A 14,563-nucleotide genomic window follows, 5' to 3' on the forward strand; every position below is an offset into this window, starting at 1 on the left:
CCATCATGAAACTGATCGTCATCGGCCACGGCATGGTCGGCCACAAATTCCTGGAAAGCCTGGCCGAGGCCGGCTCGCAGGACATCGAGGTCACGGTGCTGTGCGAGGAGCCGCGCCCGGCCTACGACCGCGTGCACCTGTCGGAATTCTTCGCCGGCAAGTCCGCCGAGGACCTGTCGCTGGTGGAGGCCGGTTTCTTCGAGCGCAGCAACATGCTGCTGCGCCTGAACGCGCGCGCCACCGGCATCGACCGCGCGGCCAGGACGGTCAGCATTTCCACCGGCGAGACGCTGCCCTACGACAAGCTCGTCATCGCCACCGGCTCCTATCCGTTCGTGCCGCCGCTGCCGGGCAAGGACCGCAAGGACTGCTTCGTCTACCGCACCATCGAAGACCTCGAAGCCATGCAGGAATGCGGCGCGCGCGCGCGGACCGGCGTGGTCATCGGCGGCGGCCTGCTCGGGCTGGAATGCGCCAAGGCGCTGCGCGACATGGGCCTGCAGACCCACGTGGTGGAGTTCGCCCCGCGCCTGATGGCGGTGCAGGTGGACGACGGCGGCGGCGAGATGCTGCGCCGGAAGATCGAAGACCTCGGCGTGACCGCGCACACGCGCAAGAACACCGTGGAGATCGTCGACGGCGAGGCCGGCACGCACCGCATGAACTTCGCCGACGGCAGCCACCTGGAGACCGACATGATCGTGTTCTCCGCCGGCATCCGCCCGCGCGACGAACTGGCGCGCGCGGCCGGCCTGGCGGTGGGCGAGCGCGGCGGCATCGCCGTGGACAACCAGTGCCTGACCTCCGACCCGGACGTCTACGCCATCGGCGAATGCGCGCTGTGGCAAGGCAAGATCTACGGGCTGGTCGCGCCCGGCTACGAAATGGCGCGCGTGGCGGCGAAGCACCTGCTGGGCCACCAGGCCGAGTTCGCCGGCGCCGACATGAGCACCAAGCTCAAGCTGATGGGCGTGGACGTGGCCAGCCTGGGCGACCCGCACGGCAGCGCGCCCGGCGCGCGCGCCTACCAGTTCACCGACGAGCGCAAGCAGGTCTACAAGAAGCTGGTGGTGTCCGACTGCGGCAAGTACCTGCTGGGCGGCGTGCTGGTCGGCGACGCCGAGGAATACGGCACGCTGCTGCAGATGATGCTCAACAAGATCGAGCTGCCCGAATCGCCCGAATTCCTCATCCTGCCGTCCTCCGACGGCCAGGCCAGGCCGGCGCTGGGCGCCGACGCGCTGCCCGACGCCGCGCAGATCTGCTCGTGCAACAACGTCTCCAAGGGCGACATCTGCGCCGCCGTGCGCGACGGCGCCGCCACCATCGGCGCGCTCAAGGGCTGCACCAAGGCCGGCAGCACCTGCGGCGGCTGCGTGCCGCTGGTCACGCAGGTGATGAAGGCCGAGATGAAGAAGCAGGGCCTGGCGGTCAACAACCACCTGTGCGAGCACTTCGCCTATTCGCGCCAGGAGCTCTACCACCTGGTGCGCGTGGGCGGCTTCAGGAGCTTCGGCGAGCTGCTGGCCGCGCACGGCAAGGGCCTGGGCTGCGACATCTGCAAGCCCACCGTGGCGAACATCCTGGCCTCGTGCTGGAATGAGTTCGTGCTCAAGGAAGAGCACGCCAGCCTGCAGGACTCGAACGACTACTTCCTCGGCAACATCCAGAAGGACGGCACCTACTCGGTGGTGCCGCGCATGCCGGGCGGCGAAGTCACGCCCGACGGCCTGATCGCGGTGGGCCAGGTGGCCAAGAAATACGGCCTCTACACCAAGATCACCGGCGGCGCGCGCGTCGACATGTTCGGCGCGCGCCTGGAAGAGCTGCCGATGATCTGGGAAGAACTGATCGCGGCCGGCTTCGAGTCGGGCCACGCCTACGGCAAGTCGCTGCGCACGGTGAAGTCGTGCGTGGGCTCGACGTGGTGCCGCTACGGCGTGGACGACTCGGTCGGCCTGGCCATCGAGATCGAGAACCGCTACAAGGGCCTGCGCGCGCCGCACAAGATCAAGTTCGGCGTGTCCGGCTGCACGCGCGAATGCGCCGAGGCGCAGGGCAAGGACGTGGGCATCATCGCCACCGAGCGCGGCTGGAACCTGTACGTGTGCGGCAACGGCGGCATGAAGCCGCGCCACGCCGAGCTGCTGGCCAGCGACCTGGACCGCGCCGCGCTGCTGCGCTACGTGGACCGCTTCCTGATGTTCTACGTGCGCACCGCCGACCGCCTGCAGCGCACCAGCACCTGGCGCGACAACCTCGAAGGCGGCCTGGACTACCTCAAGGCGGTGGTGCTGGAGGACAGCCTGGGTATCGGCGCCGAACTGGAAGCGCAGATGCAGCACGTGGTGGACACCTACGAGGACGAATGGAAGCTGGCCGTGACCAACCCGGAGACGCGCAAGCGCTTCCGCCACTTCGTCAACAGCGACCTGCGCGACGACAACCTGGTGTTCATGGAGGAGCGCGGCCAGGTCCGCCCGGCCACGCCCGAGGAACGGATCTTGCATCGCTCCCGGATCGAACAGATCCCCGTGACCGTCGTCAAGGCCGCCTGAGCCGCCCCGCCCGAGCCACCCGCCCCACCGCGCCAGACCCAAGGAGAACAAGCATGAGCCAAGCCCGCCAGCCCGAGACCTGGACCGCCGTCTGCGCCCTGCGCGACATCGTGCCCAATACCGGCGTGTGCGCGCTGGTGGACCAGGCGCAGATCGCCGTGTTCCGCGTCGGCGCGGGCGAGGCCGAGCAGGTCTTCGCCATCGCCAACTACGACCCCAACTCCCACGCCGCGGTGCTGTCGCGCGGGCTGGTCGGCAGCCTGGGCGAGCGCGTGGTGGTGGCCTCGCCGATCTACAAGCAGCACTTCGACCTGCGCACCGGCGAATGCCTGGAGGCGCCCGAGCATTCCGTGGCGGCCTACCCGGCGCGCGTCTACGACGGCAAGGTGTGGGTGGCCGCATGAGCGCCAGCCCCAAGCCCCGCCTGGTGGTGGTCGGCAACGGCATGGCCGGCATGCGCACGGTCGAGGAACTGCTCAAGCTGGCGCCCGACCTCTACGACATCACCGTGTTCGGCGCCGAGCCGCACGGCAACTACAACCGCATCCTGCTCTCGCCGGTGCTGGCCGGCGAGAAGACCATCGCCGACATCATGCTCAACACGCGCGAGTGGTATGCGCAGAACGGCATCGAGCTGCTGGCCGGCGACCCGGTGGTGGCCATCGACCGCGCGCGCCGCATGGTGCGCTCGCAGTCGGGCCGCGAGGTGCGCTACGACCGCCTGCTGCTGGCGACCGGCTCCAAGCCCTTCATCATCCCGGTGCCGGGCCACCAGCTCGACGGCGTGATCGCCTTTCGCGACATCCAGGACGTGGAAACCATGCTGGCCGCGGCGCGCGACCACCGCCACGCGGTGGTGATCGGCGGCGGCCTGCTGGGCCTGGAGGCCGCCAACGGCCTGATGCGCCAGGGCATGGAAGTCAGCGTGGTGCACGTCACCGGCAGCCTGATGGACCGCCAGCTCGACGCGCCCGCCTCGGCCCTGCTCAAGCAGGCGCTGGAGCGCAAGGGCCTGCGCTTCCTGCTCAACGCGCATACCAGCGCCATCCTCGGCGAGACGCGCGTGACCGGCGTGCGCTTCAAGGACGGCACCAGCGTCCCCGCCGACCTGGTGGTGATGACCGCAGGCGTGCGGCCCAACATCGAACTGGCGCGGCAGGCCGGCCTGCACTGCGAGCGCGCCATCGTGGTGGACGACACGCTGCAGACCTACGATCCGCGCGTGTACGCCGTGGGCGAATGCGTGCAGCACCGCCAGGCCACCTTCGGCCTGGTGGCGCCGATCTGGGACCAGGCCCGCGTGGCCGCCGCCCACCTGGCCGGCGCCGGGCACCGCCGCTACGTGCAGCAGGCCACCGCCACCAAGCTCAAGGTGACGGGCGTGGACCTGTACTCCGCCGGCGACTTCATCGGCGGCGCGGGCAGCGAGGACCTGGTCATGCGCGACGCGCGCCGCGGCGTCTACAAGCGGCTGGTATTGCAGGACGGCCGCCTGGTCGGCGCGGTGCTGTACGGCGACGTGCAGGACGGCCCCTGGTACTTCGACCTGATCCAGCGCGGCGCGCCGGTCGGCGCGATGCGCCAGCGCCTGCTGTTCGGCCGCGCGCAGTGCGAGGCGCTGGCGGCCTGAATGCCGCGCCGCCTCCGATAGAACCGTCAGCAACGAGCGCCATCGTGAACCTGTCCGATATTCCCGTCATTGTCTCCACCAAGGCCGCGGCCGGGCTGTCCGCCGGGTTGTCCGCCGACACCACCGTCACCGACACCACCTGCCCCTACTGCGGCGTGGGCTGCGGCGTGCGCGCCACGCGCCATGCCGACGGCAGCGTCGAGGTGGCCGGCGACGCCAGCCACGGCTCCAACCAGGGCCGCCTGTGCGTCAAGGGCTCGGCGCTGGCCGAGACCACCGGGCTGGAAGGCCGCCTGCTGCATCCGCAGGTGCGCGGCGCCGGCGGCGCACTCACGCAGGTCTCGTGGGACCACGCGCTCGACCGCGTGGCGCGGGGCTTCCGGGACATCATCGCCGAGCACGGCCCCGACGCCGTGGCGCTGTACGTCTCCGGCCAGCTGCTGACCGAGGACTACTACATCGCCAACAAGCTGATGAAGGGCTTCATCGGCAGCGCCAACATCGACACCAACTCGCGCCTGTGCATGTCGTCGGCGGTGGCCGGGCACAAGCGCGCCTTCGGCGAGGACCTGGTGCCGGGCAACTACGAGGACCTGGAGCTGGCCGACCTCGTCGTGCTGGTCGGCTCCAACACCGCGTGGTGCCATCCGATCCTGTTCCAGCGCCTGTCGCGGGCGAGGGAAGCGCGCCCCGGCATGAAGCTGGTGGTGATCGACCCGCGCCGCACCGCCACCTGCGAGCTGGCCGACCTGCACCTGCCGGTCAAGCCCGGCACCGACGTGTGGCTGTTCAACGGCCTGCTGCACTATCTCGCGCAGCACGGCGCCGCCGACGCGGATTTCATCGCCGCCCACACCAGCGGCCTCGATGACGCGCTGGCCGCCGCCGGCCCGGACTGCGCCGACCTCGACACGGTGGCCCGCGCCTGCAGGCTCGACGTGGCCGACCTGCGCGCGTTCTACGCGCTGTTCGCCGCCACGCCCAGGGTGGTCACGGCGTTCTCGCAGGGCGTCAACCAGTCCTCGGCCGGCACCGACAAGGTCAACAGCATCATCAACTGCCACCTCGCCACCGGCCGCATCGGCCAGCCCGGCGCGGGGCCGTTCTCGCTGACCGGCCAGCCCAACGCGATGGGCGGGCGCGAAGTCGGCGGCCTGGCCAACATGCTGGCCGCCCACATGGAGCTGGCCGAGCCGCTGCACCGCGAGATCGTGCAGTCGTTCTGGGGCTCGCCCGCCATCGCGGACAAGCCCGGCCTCAAGGCGGTGGAACTGTTCGAAGCCATCGAGCAGGGCCGCGTCAAGGCGGTGTGGGTGATCGCCACCAACCCGGTGGTGAGCCTGCCCGACGCCGACCAGGCCCGCCGCGCGCTGGCCCGCTGCGAACTGGTGGTCAGCTCCGACATCATGCTGCGCACCGACACCAACGACGCCGCGCACGTGCTGCTGCCCGCGCTCGGCTGGGGCGAGAAAGACGGCACCGTGACCAGCTCCGAGCGCCGCATCTCGCGCCAGCGCGCGTTCCTGCCCGCGCCCAGCGAAGCGCGCGCGGACTGGCGCATCCTGTGCGAGGTGGCCACGCGCATGGGCTTCGACGGCTTCGCCTACGGCGGCGTGCACGAGATCTTCGACGAGCACGCGCGGCTGAGCGCCTACCGCAACGGCGGCGCGGACGCCACGCACGCGCCGCGCGTCTTCAACATCGCCGGGCTGGCCGGCATGAGCCGCGCGCAGTTCGACGCGCTGCCGCCGGTGCAATGGCCGGTGGCGGCCAGCGCGCCCGCGCTGCGCGGCAGCCGCGGCACCGAGCGCCTGTTCGCCGACGGCCGCTTCGCCCACGCGGACGGCCGCGCCCGCTTCGTCGCCACCGCGCCGCGCGCGCCGGCCAACGCCACCGACGACGCATACCCGCTCGTGCTCAACACCGGCCGCGTGCGCGACCAGTGGCACACCATGACGCGCACCGGCAAATCGCCCAGGCTGGCCGACCACATCGCCGAGCCGTTCGTCGACATGCACCCGCAGGACGCGCTGCTGTGCGGCGTGGGCGAAGGCAAGCTGGCGCGCGTGAGCACCCGCTGGGGCGCGCTGGTGGCGCGCGTGCAGCACAGCGGCGGCATCGCGCGCGGCAGCATGTTCGTGCCGATCCACTGGAACGACCAGTTCAGCTCCGACGCGCGCGTCGGCGCCCTGGTCAACCCGGTGGTGGACCCGCTCTCCGGCGAGCCCGAGTTCAAGCACACGCCGGCGCGCGTGGAGGCGTTCCCGGTCTCGTGGCACGGCTTCGCGCTCAGCCGCGGCGAGCTGTCCGGCAACGCCCTGACCTACTGGACGCGCGTGCAGGGCCGCCAGTTCCAGCGCTACGAATTCGCCGGCCGCGAGAACGTCGACGACCGCGCCGCGTGGGCGCGCGCCCTGCTCGGCATCACCGACCCCGACGCCGACTGGATCGAATACGAAGACCGCAGCGCCGGCATCTACCACGCCGGCCACGTGGTCGACGACCGCCTGCAGAGCTGCATCTACGTCGCCACCCGGCCCGAGCTGCCCTCGCGCGCGTGGCTGTCCACGCTGTTCGCCAGGGAGCGCCTGGAAGACGCCGACCGCATCGGCCTGCTGCTCGGCCAGCCGCTGGAAAAAGGCGTGGATGCCGGCCCCACGGTGTGCTCGTGCTTCGGCGTGGGCCGCAATACGATCTGCGACGCGGTGCGCAAGCACAACCTCGCCACGCCCGCCGAGATCACGGCCTGCGTCAAGGCCGGCGGCAACTGCGGCTCCTGCGTGCCGGAACTGAAGAAACTGCTGACGGAGATCAGGGTGGCGGAAACGGCTTGAGCCCGGCGCGAAACCTCGCTTCGCGGCAGAAAATGCCGGCCCGCGAGCCGGCGGCGGCGACGCCCGCCATGTGTAAGTACGATGAAGACCCTGCCGTGGACCGGGGATTAGCGCGGTATTTGCGGGCCGCCAGCGCAAAGCGCGCGGCGGTGGTATGTTGCCCGTCTTTCCGGGTCGCGCCCCGCAGATCCGCAACAGACAAGCAAACGAGCAGACTCATGATGATGGAAGGCAGTCACCCCGCGGGTAACGCAACGAACAATCCCCACGCCGATTCGCCCCTGCGGGCGTGGCTGGCGGTCGGATCGGTAACGGTGGGCGCGTTCGCGTTCGTGACCACGGAATTCCTGCCGGTCGGGCTGCTGCCGCAGGTCGCCGCGGAATTCGGCGTGACGCCGGGCACCGCGGGACTCATGGTGACGACGCCCGGCATCCTGGCCGCCATCTCCGCGCCGGGCATGATGCTGGGCGCCGGACGCATCGACCGGCGCCTGATCCTGCTGGTCCTGTCGGTGCTGCTGCTGGCGTCGAACCTGATCTCGGCATTCGCGCCGAGCTTCACGGTCATGCTGGTCGGCCGCGCGCTGCTGGGCGCGAGCCTGGGCGGCTTCTGGACGCTCGCGCTGGCCGCGGCGGGCCGGCTGGTGCACCCCCACGAAGCGCCGAAGGCCACCGCGATGATCCTCGCGGGCGTGACGTGCGCCACCGTGATCGGCGTGCCGCTGGGCACCTTCATCGCCGGTCTCGCCTCGTGGCGCGCCTCGTTCATGGCCACCGGCGTGCTGGTGGCGGTCGCGCTGGTGGCCCAGGCCATGCTGGTGCCGGCGCTGCCGTCGAAAGCCGCGCTGCGCATGGCCGACCTGCTCGCGCTGCTGCGCCGCACGCATTCGCGCCGCAGCCTGATCATGGTCGCCTTCGTGTTCGGCGCCCACTTCTCGTCCTACACCTTCATCGCGCCGTTCCTCCAGCAATACGCCGACTTCAGCGCGCAGAGCATCACCCTGGTGCTGCTCGGCTTCGGCATCATCGGCTTCGTCTCCAACTTCGCGGTCTCGGCCACGGTGGGACGCAACCTCAGCGCGTCGCTCGCGGCGATGATCGTGATACTGATGGTCTCGCTGCTGGCGATGCCCGCGCTGCGGCATGCGGCGCCGGCGGTGGTGGCGACCGTGCTGGCGTGGGGCATCGCCTTCGGCGCGATCCCGCTGTGCCTCAGCGTATGGATCCAGCGCTCCACCGCCGACCTGCCCGAGGCCGGCTCGGCGCTGTTCGTCGGCATCATCCAGGTGGCCATCGCGGTGGGCTCCTCGGTTGGCGGCGGCATCGTGGACCACGCCGGCATCCCGACCGACTTCGGCCTGGGCGCGGCCCTGGCGGTGATCGGCCTGGCGCTGCTCGGCAGCTTCCGCGCCATCGGCAAGGACCACGCCGCGGCCCCGGCGGCCGCTGGCGTGATCGCGCCCGCGCCGGACTGCAACTGCTGAAGCCAGGGAAAGCCGCCATGCGGGCGGCTCAGGGCATGAGGGCGGGGACGGCGGCACAGAACGCCAGCCCCGCCCGTGCCGCGATATTCGGCTGATGCACGCGGGAATGCGTGGCACGGAAAATCCGCAGGCTATCGCGAGCGGCACGAAAAAAACAATACCGGCCCGAAACGCCTCCAGGCATTTCCAGATCTACCCGCGGCATTCGGCCGCCGCGCCATGTTCGCCGCCTGGCGCGGATTCGCTCGCGCGCCGCCACCGGCCATAAGCGGGTTATGGCCGGCCAGGCGCGGTCGCGACAAATCATGGCGAAACCCGCTGCCCGCGAATTGGCGTCCGGCGTGGCTGCCACAGCCGCTGCGCGCCATCGACATCCGCATTGGCATAAGGAAACGCCGCGGAATTTTCGCAATCGGATTGAATTGCGCCATTTCCTGCCGTGCACGAATATCACGCGCCGCATGTGGCAAAGGAGCGAATGCGCGGCACGCCATATCATTTGAAAAACGCTTATGACAGAATCAGCCCGACACACCGGCCGACGGCATTTTTCCGGCCTTTGTGCATGGGCAAGCGGCAAGGGGACGACGCATCCGCCGCTTCATATCACCGTCACGATCGCGCGCCAGCGCGCCCGCGCCGTGATGCTGTTTGCGGTACGGACCAGGTCAACCGTACCTCCTCGGACCACTACCATGCATGCCGCCACTCCAGAGCGCCAGTCCGGAATCTTGTCGCCGTATTCGATCTACATCACGCTGCTGGTCCTCATGGCCGGCATGGTGCTGCTGCTCTACGGCGCGCTCACGCTGTACGAGCGGCATGCGAGCAGGCAGCTCATGCTGGTGCAGGCGCGAACCACCTTCGAGCGGGTCGGCCGGGAGGCGGTCGCCTCGGCCGAGGCCGAGTTGCGGCCCGCGCGGCTGACCGCCGTGCTGCTGGCGCAGACGCCGCTGCTGAGCGCGCCGGACCAGGCCACGCGGCTGGCGCAACTGCCGGTGCTGGCGACCGCGCTGCGGCACAACCCGTCGCTGTCGGCGGTCTACGGCGGCACCGGCGACGGGTCTTTCGTGCTGCTGCGCAACCTGCGCGCGGTCGGTCCGCAGGCCGTGCCGGACACGCCGGCCGGCGCCGCCTTCCTGCTGCAGTCGGTGGACCGCTCCGGCGGCGCGGCGCGCGGCCGCTTCGCCTTCTACGACGCCGGGCTGCGGCTGCTGGCCGAGCGCGACGAGCCGGACTACCGCTACGATCCGCGCGCGCGGCCCTGGTTCACTGCCGCCACGGCCGCCGCCGGCGCCGTGGTGCAGACCGGCCCCTACCGCTTCGCCACCACGCAGGAGCTGGGCCTCACGCTGGCCAGCGCGCAGGAGCGCGCGGTGGCGGGCGTCGACGTCAGCCTGCGGGACCTGTCGGAAATGCTGGCGCGGCAGCACATCACGCCGTCGGCGGAACTGATGATCGTGAATGCGCAGGGCACGGTGCTGGCCTACTCGCGCGCCGGGCAGCCGGGCGGCGCGTCCGGGCAGGCGCCCGGCGTGGCGGCGCTCGGCGTGCCGGTCCTGAGCGCGCTGTGGCAGCAGCATGGGCGCGGCCCGCAGCCCGGCGTCGCCATGCTGTCGGTGGACGAGCGCGAGTGGGTGACGCGCCTGGAGCCGCTGCCCAATCCCGCCGGGGCGCCGCTGATGCTGGCCATCGCCGCGCCGCGCGACGAACTCCAGGCCAACGCGATCCGCAGCCGCAGGCTGTCGCTGCTGATCACCGGCGGCATCGTGCTGCTGATGCTGCCGCTGCTGCACTGGGCGGCCAGCCTGATCGCCCGGCCGCTGGAGGAACTGGGACGGCAGGCGGCCGCGATCCGGCGCTTCGACTTCAGCTTCACCGGGCAGCCGCGCAGCCACATCCGCGAGATCGACCGCCTCGCCACCGCGATGCTCGGCATGAAGGAGACGCTGCGGCGCTTCCTGGAAATCTCCGACGCCTTGTCCAGCGAGCATCATTTCGAGACGCTGCTGGACCGCATCCTGACCGAGACGATCTCCGTCAGCGGCGCCAGCGAGGGCGCCATCCACCTGCTGGCCACCGACGGCCGAACGCTCGAGCCGGCGGCCATCCGCGTGGGCGGCGCGCGCGGCGACCTCTCCGGCGTGAAGGGGTGGTCGCTGAACGACCCCACCAATCCCTCGGCCGCCATGCAGGCGGCGCGCGACGGCCGCACCGTCAGCATCGAAGCCAGCCAGGACGATCCGGCCCTGGCCACCACCTACGGCCACCTGTTCGCGCGCCTGCGGTCGCCGCACTTCCGCGTGCTCGCGCTGCCCCTGAAGAACCGGCAGGACGAAGTGGTGGGCACGCTGTCGCTGGTGTTCCTGCCGGAGACCGGCATGGAAGACAATCTGCCGTCGTCGCGCGCGGCCTTCGTCGAGGCGCTGTCGGGCACGGCGGCGGTGGCCATCGATAACCAGCTGCTGTCGCGCGGGCGCAAGGAGCTGATGGAGAGCTTCATCCAGATGCTGGCGGGCGCCATCGACGCCAAGAGCGCCTACACCGGCGGCCACTGCCAGCGCGTGCCGGAACTGACCAAGATGCTGGCGCGCGCCGCCTGCGACGCCGACCGCGGCCCCTACGCCAGCTACCAGCTCAGCGAGGCGCAGTGGGAGGAACTGCATATCGCCGCGTGGCTGCACGACTGCGGCAAGGTGACGACGCCGGAGTTCGTGGTCGACAAGGCGACCAAGCTGGAGACGCTCTACGACCGCATCCACGAGATCCGCATGCGCTTCGAGCTGCTCAAGCGCGACGCCTACGTCGAACGATGCGAGCAGGCGCTGCGCGCGGGCGGCGCCGATCTCGCCGCCGTGCGCGCGGCGGCGGCGCCGGCGCAGGCGGTGCTGGACGAGGAGTTCGCCTTCGTGGCGGCCTGCAACCACGGCGGCGAATTCATGGCGCAGGAGAAGATCGAGCGGCTGCGCGCGATCGGCTCGCGCACGTGGCTGCGCACGCTGGACGACCGGCTCGGCATCTCCCGCGACGAGCGCAGGCGCAAGGAGGCGCAGCCCGCCCCGCCGCTGCCGGCGGCGGAGCCGCTGCTGGCCGACAAGCCCGAGCACCTGTTCGCGCGCCCCGAGCGCGAGCGCCTGCCGGCCGGCAATCCGTGGGGGTTCACGGTCAAGCCGCCCGAGCACCTGTACGACCGCGGCGAGCTCCACAACCTGTCGATCGGCCGCGGCACGCTGACCGAGGAGGAGCGCTACAAGATCAACGAGCACATCGTGCAGACCATCAAGATGCTCAGCGCCCTGCCCTTCCCGCGCCACCTGCGCAACGTGCCGGAGATCGCCGGCGGCCATCACGAGAAGATGGACGGCACCGGCTACCCGAAGGGACTGACGCGCGAGCAGATGAGCCCGGCCGCGCGCATGATGGCCATCGCCGACGTGTTCGAGGCGCTGACCGCCGACGACCGGCCCTACAAGAAAGGCAAGATGCTCTCCGAGGCGATGGAGATCATGGTGGCCATGAAGAACAACCACCATATCGACCCGGACCTGTTCGACCTGTTCCTGCGCTCCGGCGTCTATCTCGCCTACGCCCGGCGCTACATGCGGCCGGAGCAGATCGACGAATTCGACCTGGAAGCCTGCCTGGCCTGAACGCGCGCGCGGCGGCGAGGTTGGCCCGGAAGGGATTTCAGGAAGATCCCGGCGTCGTTGCGCAGGCGGGCCGCCGCGCGATCCGAATGCCCTGCTCCGCCCGGGCCAGGACCGCCGCGCTTCATCCTGAAACAGATTCCTGATGGCGCCCGGCGTCGCCGCCCGCGCTCGCCTCGGTGCCGAGGAAATCGCGCAGCGCATCGGTGAAGCGCGCGGGCTGCTCGAAGCTGGACAGGTGCGCGGCTTCCAGCTCCACGTATCGCGCGCCGGCAATGGCGTCCGCCAGCGCGCGGCCCGCCGCGGGCGGGGTCGACAGGTCGGCGCTGCCCGCGATCACCAGCACGGGAACGGGAATGACCCCGACCGCCTCGCGCAGGTCGGCATCGCGCAGGGCGGCGCAGTTCGCGGCATAACCGCGCGCATCGAGCCCCGCCAGCACGGCGCGCAGGCCGTCGAGCCCGGCGCCCGCCGCCGACGCGAACGCCGGCGTGAACCAGCGCTGCACCGAGGCCGCCACCAGCGGCGCCATGCCGCCGCGCAGCGCGCCGTCGATGCGGGTGTTCCAGGACGCGGCCGTGCTGATCCTGGCCGCGGTGTTGGCCAGCACCAGGCGGGTGAAGCGCCGCGGCGCATTGACGCCGAGCCACATGCCGGTCAGCCCGCCCATCGACAGGCCGCAGAACGCGGCCTCGCGGATGCCGAGCGCGTCCATCAGCGCCAGCACGTCGCCGCCCAGCCCGGCCACCGTGAACGGCCCCGGCGGCAGGGTCGAGCGGCCGTGGCCGCGCGTGTCGTAGCGCAGGATGCGGAACTGCCCGCGCAGCGCTTCGGCCTGCGGCGCCCACATGGTGTGGTCGGTGCCGAGCGCGTTGGAGAAGATCAGGACCGGCGCGGAATCGGGGCCTTCCAGGGTGTAGAACAGCGAAGCGCCGGCGTGGTCGAGATGAGGCATCGGGTCTCCGGGGGCGGGAATCGGTCTCGGCTTGGGGTTGGGTGGCGCGCCCTCTCACATCTCGCCCGCGTCCGCCATCTTCTTGCCCGCCGGCCGCGCCACGTCCGGCGACAACTGCAGGAAGATCCACGCCGAGGCCGAGGTGATCAGCCCCACGCAGATGAAGGTGGCATGGAACGCCGGCAGCGCCGAGGTCGTGCCGTGGCGGGCGAAGACGCCCTGGAACGTCGCCAGCAAGGCGCCGGCCGACGTCACCGCCAGGCTCATCGACAGCATCTGCACCATCGACAGCAGGCTGTTGCCGCCGCTGGCCCCGGCGGTGCCGAGGTCCTTGAGCGTGACGGTGTTCATGGCGGTGAACTGGATCGAGTTGACCGCGCCGAACACCGCCAGTTGCAGCAGGATCAGCGCGAACGGCTCGCGCGGCGAGATCACCGCGAACGACGCCATCGTCAGCCCCACCACGAAGGTGTTGGTGACGAGCACCCTGCGGTAGCCGTAGCGTTCGATCAGCTTCGTGGCCAGGCGCTTGGAGGCCATGCCCGCGGCGGTGACGGGCAGGATCATCATGCCGGCCTGCAGCGGCGAGTAGCCGAGGCTGATCTGCAGGGTCAGCGGCACCAGGAACGGCATGGCGCCGTTGCCGATGCGCGCGAACAGGTTGCCCAGCAGCCCCACGCTGAAGGTATGGATGCGGAACAGCCGCAGCGCGAACAGCGGGCGGCGGTGCCGCGTGGCGTGCAGCACGTAGGCGGTGAGCGAGGCCATGCTGGCGATCAGCAGCATCAGCACCACGGCGTGCTCGAAGCCGAGCTCGGCCAGGCCGTCGAGCGAGAACGACAGCGTCAGCATGGCGATGGCCAGCAGCACGTAGCCGCTGGTGTCGAAGCGCGCCACGCCGTGCAGGCGGCTGTTGGGCATGTAGCGCAGCGTGGCCAGCCCGCCCAGCAGGCCCACCGGCACGTTGATGAGGAAGATCCAGTGCCAGGAGAACGCCTCGGTGAGCCAGCCGCCCAGCGTCGGCCCGATCAGCGGCCCGACCATGCCCGGGATGGCGACGAAGCTCAGCGCCTGCAGGTACTGGTCGCGCGGGAAGGTGCGCAGCACGGCCAGCCGCCCCACCGGCAGCAGCATCGCGCCGCCCACGCCCTGCAGCACGCGCGAGACCACCAGCATGGTCAGCGTGTTGGAGTACGCGCACGCCAGCGAGCCGGCCACGAACAGGCCGATGGCGGTCTGGAAGATGGTGCGGGTGCCGAAGCGGTCGGCCAGCCAGCCCGAGGCCGGGATGATGACCGCCATTGTCAGCGAATAGGCGATGATCACCGACTGCATGCGCAGCGGGCTTTCGCCGAGGCTCCTGGCCATCGAGGGCAAGGCGGTGTTGACGATGGTGGAGTCCAGCGTCTGCATGAAGAAGCCGACGGCCACGACCCACAGCATGATCCTGCGGGT

At 70.8% G+C, this 14,563-nt stretch carries 8 protein-coding genes; 6 read left to right on the forward strand and 2 right to left on the reverse strand.

The window, feature by feature from the left end; all coding sequences use genetic code 11:
* Nucleotides 1–5 precede the first annotated feature (5 nt).
* From nirB to ACWTPI_RS28585, 6 genes are all read left to right on the forward strand, one after another.
* Nucleotides 6–2,558 carry a nitrite reductase large subunit NirB gene (nirB, locus tag ACWTPI_RS28560; RefSeq protein WP_454733414.1) on the forward strand — a complete coding sequence of 851 codons (2,553 nt, stop codon included), beginning with the start codon at nt 6–8 and terminating at the stop codon, nt 2,556–2,558.
* 53 nt (nt 2,559–2,611) lie between these two features.
* Nucleotides 2,612–2,962 carry a nitrite reductase small subunit NirD gene (gene nirD / locus ACWTPI_RS28565; protein WP_059411505.1) on the forward strand — a complete coding sequence of 117 codons (351 nt, stop codon included), beginning with the start codon at nt 2,612–2,614 and terminating at the stop codon, nt 2,960–2,962.
* Nucleotides 2,959–4,188, forward strand: a complete 1,230-nt coding sequence (locus ACWTPI_RS28570) for an NAD(P)/FAD-dependent oxidoreductase (RefSeq protein WP_059411504.1) — start codon at nt 2,959–2,961, stop codon at nt 4,186–4,188. Before nirD ends, ACWTPI_RS28570 begins: the two co-directional genes overlap by 4 nt.
* A gap of 44 nt (nt 4,189–4,232) precedes the next feature.
* Nucleotides 4,233–7,022: a molybdopterin-dependent oxidoreductase gene (locus ACWTPI_RS28575; protein WP_454733415.1), complete on the forward strand. Its 2,790-nt coding sequence runs from the start codon at nt 4,233–4,235 to the stop codon at nt 7,020–7,022.
* A 218-nt stretch (nt 7,023–7,240) separates the two neighbouring features.
* Nucleotides 7,241–8,506 (forward strand): MFS transporter, encoded by a 1,266-nt coding sequence (locus tag ACWTPI_RS28580; RefSeq protein ID WP_454733416.1) that lies wholly within the window; start codon nt 7,241–7,243, stop codon nt 8,504–8,506.
* Between the two features lie 731 nt (nt 8,507–9,237).
* Nucleotides 9,238–12,156 carry an HD domain-containing phosphohydrolase gene (locus ACWTPI_RS28585; RefSeq protein ID WP_454733417.1) on the forward strand — a complete coding sequence of 973 codons (2,919 nt, stop codon included), beginning with the start codon at nt 9,238–9,240 and terminating at the stop codon, nt 12,154–12,156.
* A 121-nt stretch (nt 12,157–12,277) separates the two neighbouring features.
* Here ACWTPI_RS28585 and pcaD read toward each other — a convergent pair whose 3' ends face one another.
* Nucleotides 12,278–13,108: a 3-oxoadipate enol-lactonase gene (gene pcaD / locus ACWTPI_RS28590; protein ID WP_454733418.1), complete on the reverse strand. Its 831-nt coding sequence runs from the start codon at nt 13,106–13,108 to the stop codon at nt 12,278–12,280.
* A gap of 54 nt (nt 13,109–13,162) precedes the next feature.
* The gene (gene mdtD, locus ACWTPI_RS28595) at nt 13,163–14,551 is read right to left on the reverse strand and encodes a multidrug transporter subunit MdtD (protein WP_020201048.1); all 1,389 of its coding nucleotides are present in this window, start codon (nt 14,549–14,551) and stop codon (nt 13,163–13,165) included.
* Between the last annotated feature and the right edge of the window lie 12 nt (nt 14,552–14,563).

It is taken from the genome of Cupriavidus ulmosensis, from assembly GCF_977008105.1.